The 6000-nt window shown below is 51.1% G+C and carries 6 protein-coding genes; 3 read left to right on the forward strand and 3 right to left on the reverse strand.

Annotated elements, in window-relative coordinates; translation table 11 throughout:
- The first annotated feature begins 43 nt into the window (after positions 1–43).
- Positions 44–964: a formylglycine-generating enzyme family protein gene (locus ABF287_RS12905; RefSeq protein ID WP_347185410.1), complete on the forward strand. Its 921-nt coding sequence runs from the start codon at positions 44–46 to the stop codon at positions 962–964.
- 9 nt (positions 965–973) lie between these two features.
- Here the strand turns inward: ABF287_RS12905 and ABF287_RS12910 are convergent, their stop codons facing one another.
- From ABF287_RS12910 to ABF287_RS12920, 3 genes are all read right to left on the reverse strand, one after another.
- Positions 974–1870, reverse strand: a complete 897-nt coding sequence (locus ABF287_RS12910) for a glycosyltransferase family 2 protein (protein ID WP_347185411.1) — start codon at positions 1868–1870, stop codon at positions 974–976.
- 29 nt (positions 1871–1899) lie between these two features.
- Positions 1900–3216: a sulfatase-like hydrolase/transferase gene (locus ABF287_RS12915; RefSeq protein WP_347185412.1), complete on the reverse strand. Its 1317-nt coding sequence runs from the start codon at positions 3214–3216 to the stop codon at positions 1900–1902.
- A 106-nt stretch (positions 3217–3322) separates the two neighbouring features.
- Positions 3323–4576 (reverse strand): DNA polymerase IV, encoded by a 1254-nt coding sequence (locus ABF287_RS12920; RefSeq protein ID WP_347185413.1) that lies wholly within the window; start codon positions 4574–4576, stop codon positions 3323–3325.
- Between the two features lie 92 nt (positions 4577–4668).
- Between ABF287_RS12920 and ABF287_RS12925 the strand changes: the two genes are divergently transcribed.
- Together ABF287_RS12925 and ABF287_RS12930 are read left to right on the forward strand one after the other, a co-directional pair.
- Positions 4669–5562 carry an SPFH domain-containing protein gene (locus ABF287_RS12925; RefSeq protein ID WP_347185414.1) on the forward strand — a complete coding sequence of 298 codons (894 nt, stop codon included), beginning with the start codon at positions 4669–4671 and terminating at the stop codon, positions 5560–5562.
- Positions 5562–5855, forward strand: a complete 294-nt coding sequence (locus tag ABF287_RS12930; protein ID WP_347185415.1) for a hypothetical protein — start codon at positions 5562–5564, stop codon at positions 5853–5855. The genes ABF287_RS12925 and ABF287_RS12930 overlap by 1 nt, the downstream gene beginning before the upstream one ends.
- Positions 5856–6000: the final 145 nt, after the last annotated feature.

Genomic DNA, 6000 nt, shown 5'->3' on the forward strand with positions numbered 1-6000 from the left:
GCCTCTCAGCGGCTTTAAATAAAACGTCAGGCCTTCATTTGATATGAGCGACACAATCAATTCACCGCAAACGGGACAATCTGCGTCCTCAATGGCTGCGTTCTGCGCGCCCGCTGATAGGCCAAAATCGCTGGCCATTCCTGGTGGCGTAGCTTTGCTCGGCACCAATTCCCCTGTCATCGTGAGGGACATTGAGGGGCCATTGCGGCGTAAGAAAGTGAAACCGTTTCGAATTGGTGAAACAACAATTACGAACGCGCAATTCGCTCGGTTTATCGAAGCTACAGGGTATCTCACCGATGCGGAACGCCTTGGATCGTCTTTCGTTTTTTGGTCGCATGTAGCGCCTCATATTACGCATACTCAAGGTGTGGTAGGAACCGAATGGTGGCGCCAAGTCGAGGGGGCGAATTGGCGGGATATCAATGGACCAAGCTCCGCCGAAACCGCTTGGCTTCCTGATCATCCTGTCGTTCATGTGTCGCAGAACGACGCTTCGCGCTACGCGGAATGGGCTGGTGGGCAACTACCCAATGAGGTGGAGTGGGAGCACGCGGCGCGTGGAGGGCTTGGAGATGTTGTCTATCCTTGGGGCGATGCCGCAGCCGACGAAGACAACGTCCACCGTTGCAATGTCTGGCAGGGACGATTTCCACAGGAAAATCTATGCTTGGATGGGTACGACCAGACCGCGCCAGCCAAGTCATTTCCTGCGAACGGATATGGCCTATACAACATGATCGGAAATGTTTGGGAGTGGACCCGCGAACCTTTTGTTCTTCGATCCTCAAGCAAGGAAGCGAAAGCGCAAAATAAGCGGGCGCGGGGATTAAAGCTCGTGAAGGGGGGGTCTTTTCTGTGCCATCAAAGTCACTGCTATAGGTATCGTATCGCCGCTAGAATAGGGAATACGGCCGATACGACAATGTCCCATACCGGCTTTCGGGTGATGTGGCCCGACTAAGTCGAATAATCAAACAAGATGCGCAAATCGAGCTGGGAGTTGGTAAAGGGTTTTGTCCTTAAAATAGCCCCATATATAGCTCTCAGTATATTTGGTTGTTTGTTTTTCTACCATTACAGAACGAATCTCTGAAAGCTCGATGTCTTCTGGGCCCAGCTTGAACTGCGCAATGCGAGCGTCGAAATCCAAGTTGGGCTCTACCCAAGCGTGTTTTTGGGTGTAATCAGAGTTGCTGCCTTTCACGGAAGAAGCGACCTCGTGCTTGCCCTTCAAGCGTTGCGCCGATTCAGATGAATCGTATGAATTAAGATGAAGCAAATACAAATCATCTGAAAGCGTGCGCCGTCCAAGATTGTTTCGGTGACCTCCTGGCCCAAACCTTACGGCAGAACGCACCAATATCGGTTTGCTGTAAACGCGGCTCGGTGCGAAAAAGCGCCGGCGAGACAAGATGGTTTCATCTGGTTCAATTGGAAGGGGCTCTTCCTTCGGGACATGTATGATGTTCAACCCCATCGGACTAATGCTCTTCGGCGCTGGCGCGCCTGCAGGAAATGTATCACTGAGGTACTGTACCAATGACGGCGACTTATTTGGGTCGACAACGACCATTTCATCGACATCCGTAACCAACATCCAATTGTAGAAATTCAAAAGGCCACTTGCTAAGTCGGCCATCAAGTTCCAGCGTCTACGATCAAATTTTGGCAATGCGGGATGACGCGGCGTATTTATGATATTTACCCCTTGAGCAATCTCACGATGCATAGGGTCGTTCCCATGACTCAATACGAATAGGTTTTCGGCACCAACTTGCTTAGAATAATAGTCATACCACCGCTTGAGCATCGGGTAATCTTTGTAGACCATTGTAATAACGCCAAGTGGATTTTTCGTCGGATCCATCGCCAATTTCCTTTTAAACAAACGTGTGATTATTCCAATGGAACTTCCATGCCGTACGTTGCGCAGGTTTCCATAAGGGAATGATACATTGCGCCAAACTTGGGATGATCGTTCCCTAAATCATTGAGGTTCCAAATGTCATCTTCAAGGTCATAAAGCTGCATGCTTCCATCTACGTAACGAATAAGTCGGTACTTACCTTTGCGGATTGAGACGTTGTCATAGCGAAACGTTGGAATCACGCGATCTGGGTCACGGTGGCCTTCGACTTGCGGCCGTAATGTTCTTCCAACACAGTCTTTCAACGGTGCGACTCCAGCGTAATCAAGTACGGTGGGGCCGACATCCAAGAGAGCGACAGGGTCTTGGATGACCTGAGGCTCTGGCCTGCTCGGGTCGAAAATGATCAATGGAATGCCGGCGGACGCTTCCCAAATGGTACTTTTATAAAACCTGTTTCTAGCCCCCATTAAGAATCCATGGTCCGTGGTAATGACCACAATCGTATTCTCGGCAAACCGTGAATTTTGCAAGGCATCCCAAATGCGGCCTAAGTGGTAATCTCCGTGACTTAAGCCAGAAAAATAGTTTCGAACATTCTTGCGCCACCAATCGACATTCTTGTTCACCATTCGGGGCGTTTGCTCCCAATGTGTGTCAGTATATGAATGCGGCTCGAACCCATCGGCCCATGATGGAGGCATCTCGAATTCATTTAGGTCGTACATGTCTTTGAAGCGCGCTGGCGTAAACCTAGGTCCGTGCGGGCTGAAAAATCCAACCTCACGATAGAATGGCTTGTCGCCATCATATGTGTTGAGGAAATCGATCGCTGAATTTGCGGACTTTGAATCGTAAAAAACCTCGTCATCTTTATCGTCGACGGTGCTCCAGCCGCCGTTAATGCCGCCATAGCTGCGCTTTTCGACGTTATCTGGAATAGAAAAATCATGCCCAAATCGCTTGCGATTATCATCGTAGAGGACGTTATGGTTTTCTGGACTTAGGGGGCCATATCCGTGATGGATTTTCCCGCCGGAAGAGCAAAAATACCCATTGGCCTTCAATTTATAAGACCACACGTCTTGTGGCGCGGCGCGCTCAAACAAATTTATTTCATTGTTGAATATGCCCAATTGGTGCGGTGTTTTTGCAGACATCAAGCTGGCACGGGAAGGGCCGCAAACTGGTGCCTGACAATATGCCGATTGAAACTGGGTTGCTTGCGCTGAAATTCGGTCCAAATTTGGAACTTTTAACGTAGCGCCAAATGCGGTGCGATAATGATGGTATGCGAAACAATCATCAAAGCTCACAAAGAGAATATTCTTTTGCTTAGTGCTCATTTTTTGCGGCCAAACCACGAATTATTTTCGAGAGCAATGTCCCATGATTTGCGCCATGATGTAAACAGAAAGCCTTAATTGTTATGCTGTATTTTGCGCTGGCTCCCTAAAGCGAACGTCCTTTAATAATTGCATCTTTGCCGAATTTTTTACGAATTTCATCGCGGGCGCGTTCTGCGTTGGCGCGTTTGTTGGCGTCGGGGTCAAGTAAGTCTGACGACACATGTGCGCCTTCATCCGAAACAAGATTGCTGATGCCTACGCCAATAAGACGAAAGGGGCCTTCTTGGACGGCCTTGTCCAGTAGGCTGCGTGCAGTGCGATAGATTTGATCTGCCATATTGGTACTGCCCGACAAGGTTTGTCTGCGTGTCAAAGACGTGTGGTTCGAACGCTTAAGTTTGAGCGTGACCACGCGACCGGCTTGGGCTTTGGCCTTTGCGCGATCTGAAACTTGTTCGGACAGGCGCCAAATATGTTTGTCGAGAACATCTAGAGACATAGTATCTGTCGAAAATGTTGTCTCTTTCGAAATGGATTTCACCGTTTGTCGCTGAGAAATAGATCGCGCGTCTTGCCCGCGTGCGAGGTGCCACAGGCGATCCCCCAATGAGCCAAATCGCGCCTGCAAATCATCGTGGTCCCAACGTCGCAGATCCGCAAAGGTGCGAATGCCTGCTTTCTCAAGTGACACTTGCCCCACTTTCCCGACGCCCCAAATCAGTTTGACAGGCTTGTCTGCCAGAAAGCTTTCCGTTTCAGCCAAACCAATGACCGAAAACCCGCGCGGCTTATCCAGATCAGAGGCGATTTTGGCCAGAAATTTATTATGACTCAATCCAATGGACCCCGTCAGGCCAAGTTCTTCACGCATGCGTTTGACCAAGCGCGCAAGCATCACCGCAGGTGGCGCGCCATGTAAGGTTGCGGTGCCGCTGAGATCCATAAAGGCTTCGTCCAATGACAAAGGTTCAACCTTGGGTGTCAACTCATCCATCATTTCGCGAATGGCCTTTGACGCCTCACTATACGCCGACATGCGGGGTGCGACGACGACAGCTTCGGGGCACAGCTGCAATGCCTTGAACATTGGCATGGCAGAGCGCACGCCTTTGATGCGCGCGATGTAGCACGCGGTCGCCACAACGCCGCGCCCACCGCCGCCGCCAATAATTACAGGCTTGTCACGCAAATCTGGATTGTCGCGCTTTTCCACGGAGGCAAAAAAGGCGTCGCAATCCATGTGCGCGATGGAAAGGTCAAACAATTCAGGATGAGACAGCACGCGCGGCCGACCACACGCAGGGCAGCGCCCTTGCGTTTCAAACATGGTCAAACAATCGCGGCACAGATTTGGCATGGTGCTCTCAATGTCGGTTGCGCGACCCTATACGGGCGCTGCAAATAGGGGTAGGATTGCACTCACAATTATAGAAAATGGTAGGCTTTGTAATGAATGATTTAGGACTTCCGTCGATTTTGTCGGGTGGCAACCTTGTTATGTTGGCGATCGCGGCGCTGATAATATTGCTCGTGACCAAGGGCGTGCGCATTGTACCGCAATCCGAGAAATATGTTGTTGAGCGGTTTGGACGCCTGCGCACTGTGCTTGGGCCTGGGATCAACTTTATCATTCCATTGATTGATAACGTTGCCCATAAAATTTCCATTCTTGAACGCCAACTGCCCAACGCAATGCAGGATGCGATCACATCTGACAATGCGCTGGTGAAGGTTGAAACTTCAGTGTTTTACCGCATCACAGAGCCGGAACGCACGGTGTACCGCATCCGTGATGTTGACGGCGCGATTGCCACGACTGTCGCAGGTATTGTGCGGTCTGAAATTGGCAAGATGGAGTTGGACCAAGTGCAGTCCAACCGGTCTAGCCTGATCGACACGATCAAAGGCCAAGTGGAAACTGCCGTGGATGATTGGGGCATCGAGGTGACGCGCGCCGAGATTTTAGACGTGAACCTTGATGATGCCACCCGCGCCGCGATGTTGCAGCAGCTCAATGCCGAACGGGCCCGCCGCGCCGCAGTGACCGAGGCCGAAGGGTCCAAGCGCTCGGTTGAGTTGAATGCGGATGCCCAACTTTATGCTGCCGAACAAATTGCGAAAGCCCGTCGCATTCAGGCGGATGCCGAAGCGTATGCGACAGGTGTTGTTGCGGCTGCGATTTCCGAAAATGGCATTGAGGCGGCGCAGTACCAAGTTGCACTGAAACAAGTCGAAGCTTTGACTGCCGTTGGGACAAGTGCGGGAAGTCAAACTGTCATTATGCCAGCCTCAGCGATCGAAGCTTTTGGCGATGCATTTAAGCTGTTCGGAGGAAAGAAATAATGTCGAGCGGCACCTTGGAAATTTGGGCGCTTTGGTGGGTCTGGGGCCTTGGCGCCATTGCGCTGCTGATCCTTGAGGTTTTTGCGCCTGGGTTCCTGTTCTTGGGCTTTGGCGTCGGGGCCGCTGTTGTGGCGGGCCTGTTGGCGCTTGGGCTTGGATCTAGCAATGTTGCTATTTTGGCGTTGGTTTTCGCTGTCGTTTCGATGGTCGCTTGGTACGCCATGCGTCGCGTCTTTGGTGTGCGCAAAGGACAGGTCAAAATTTGGGACAAAGACATAAACGACGATGTCTAAGGTCATGAATGGCTGATTTCGACGGCGCTAAAATTGCCATTTTGCGGGGCGAAGATGTTTTGACTTTGCTCCGCGATGATCGCCCCGATTTGCAGTATTCCAATCAATGGGATTTGCCGGGCGGTGGTCGTGAAGACGACGAAAC

Source organism: Pacificibacter sp., from assembly GCF_039769035.1.
Lineage (GTDB): Bacteria > Pseudomonadota > Alphaproteobacteria > Rhodobacterales > Rhodobacteraceae > Celeribacter.

What these genes read in the sequence shown, in the direction of transcription:
- ABF287_RS12905 (WP_347185410.1), top strand. Translation starts at nt 44, where the DNA reads ATGAGCGACACAATCAATTCACCGCAAACGGGACAATCTGCGTCCTCA.
- ABF287_RS12910 (WP_347185411.1), bottom strand. Translation starts at nt 1,870, where the DNA reads ATGGATCCGACGAAAAATCCACTTGGCGTTATTACAATGGTCTACAAA.
- ABF287_RS12915 (WP_347185412.1), bottom strand. Translation starts at nt 3,216, where the DNA reads ATGAGCACTAAGCAAAAGAATATTCTCTTTGTGAGCTTTGATGATTGT.
- ABF287_RS12920 (WP_347185413.1), bottom strand. Translation starts at nt 4,576, where the DNA reads ATGCCAAATCTGTGCCGCGATTGTTTGACCATGTTTGAAACGCAAGGG.
- ABF287_RS12925 (WP_347185414.1), top strand. Translation starts at nt 4,669, where the DNA reads ATGAATGATTTAGGACTTCCGTCGATTTTGTCGGGTGGCAACCTTGTT.
- ABF287_RS12930 (WP_347185415.1), top strand. Translation starts at nt 5,562, where the DNA reads ATGTCGAGCGGCACCTTGGAAATTTGGGCGCTTTGGTGGGTCTGGGGC.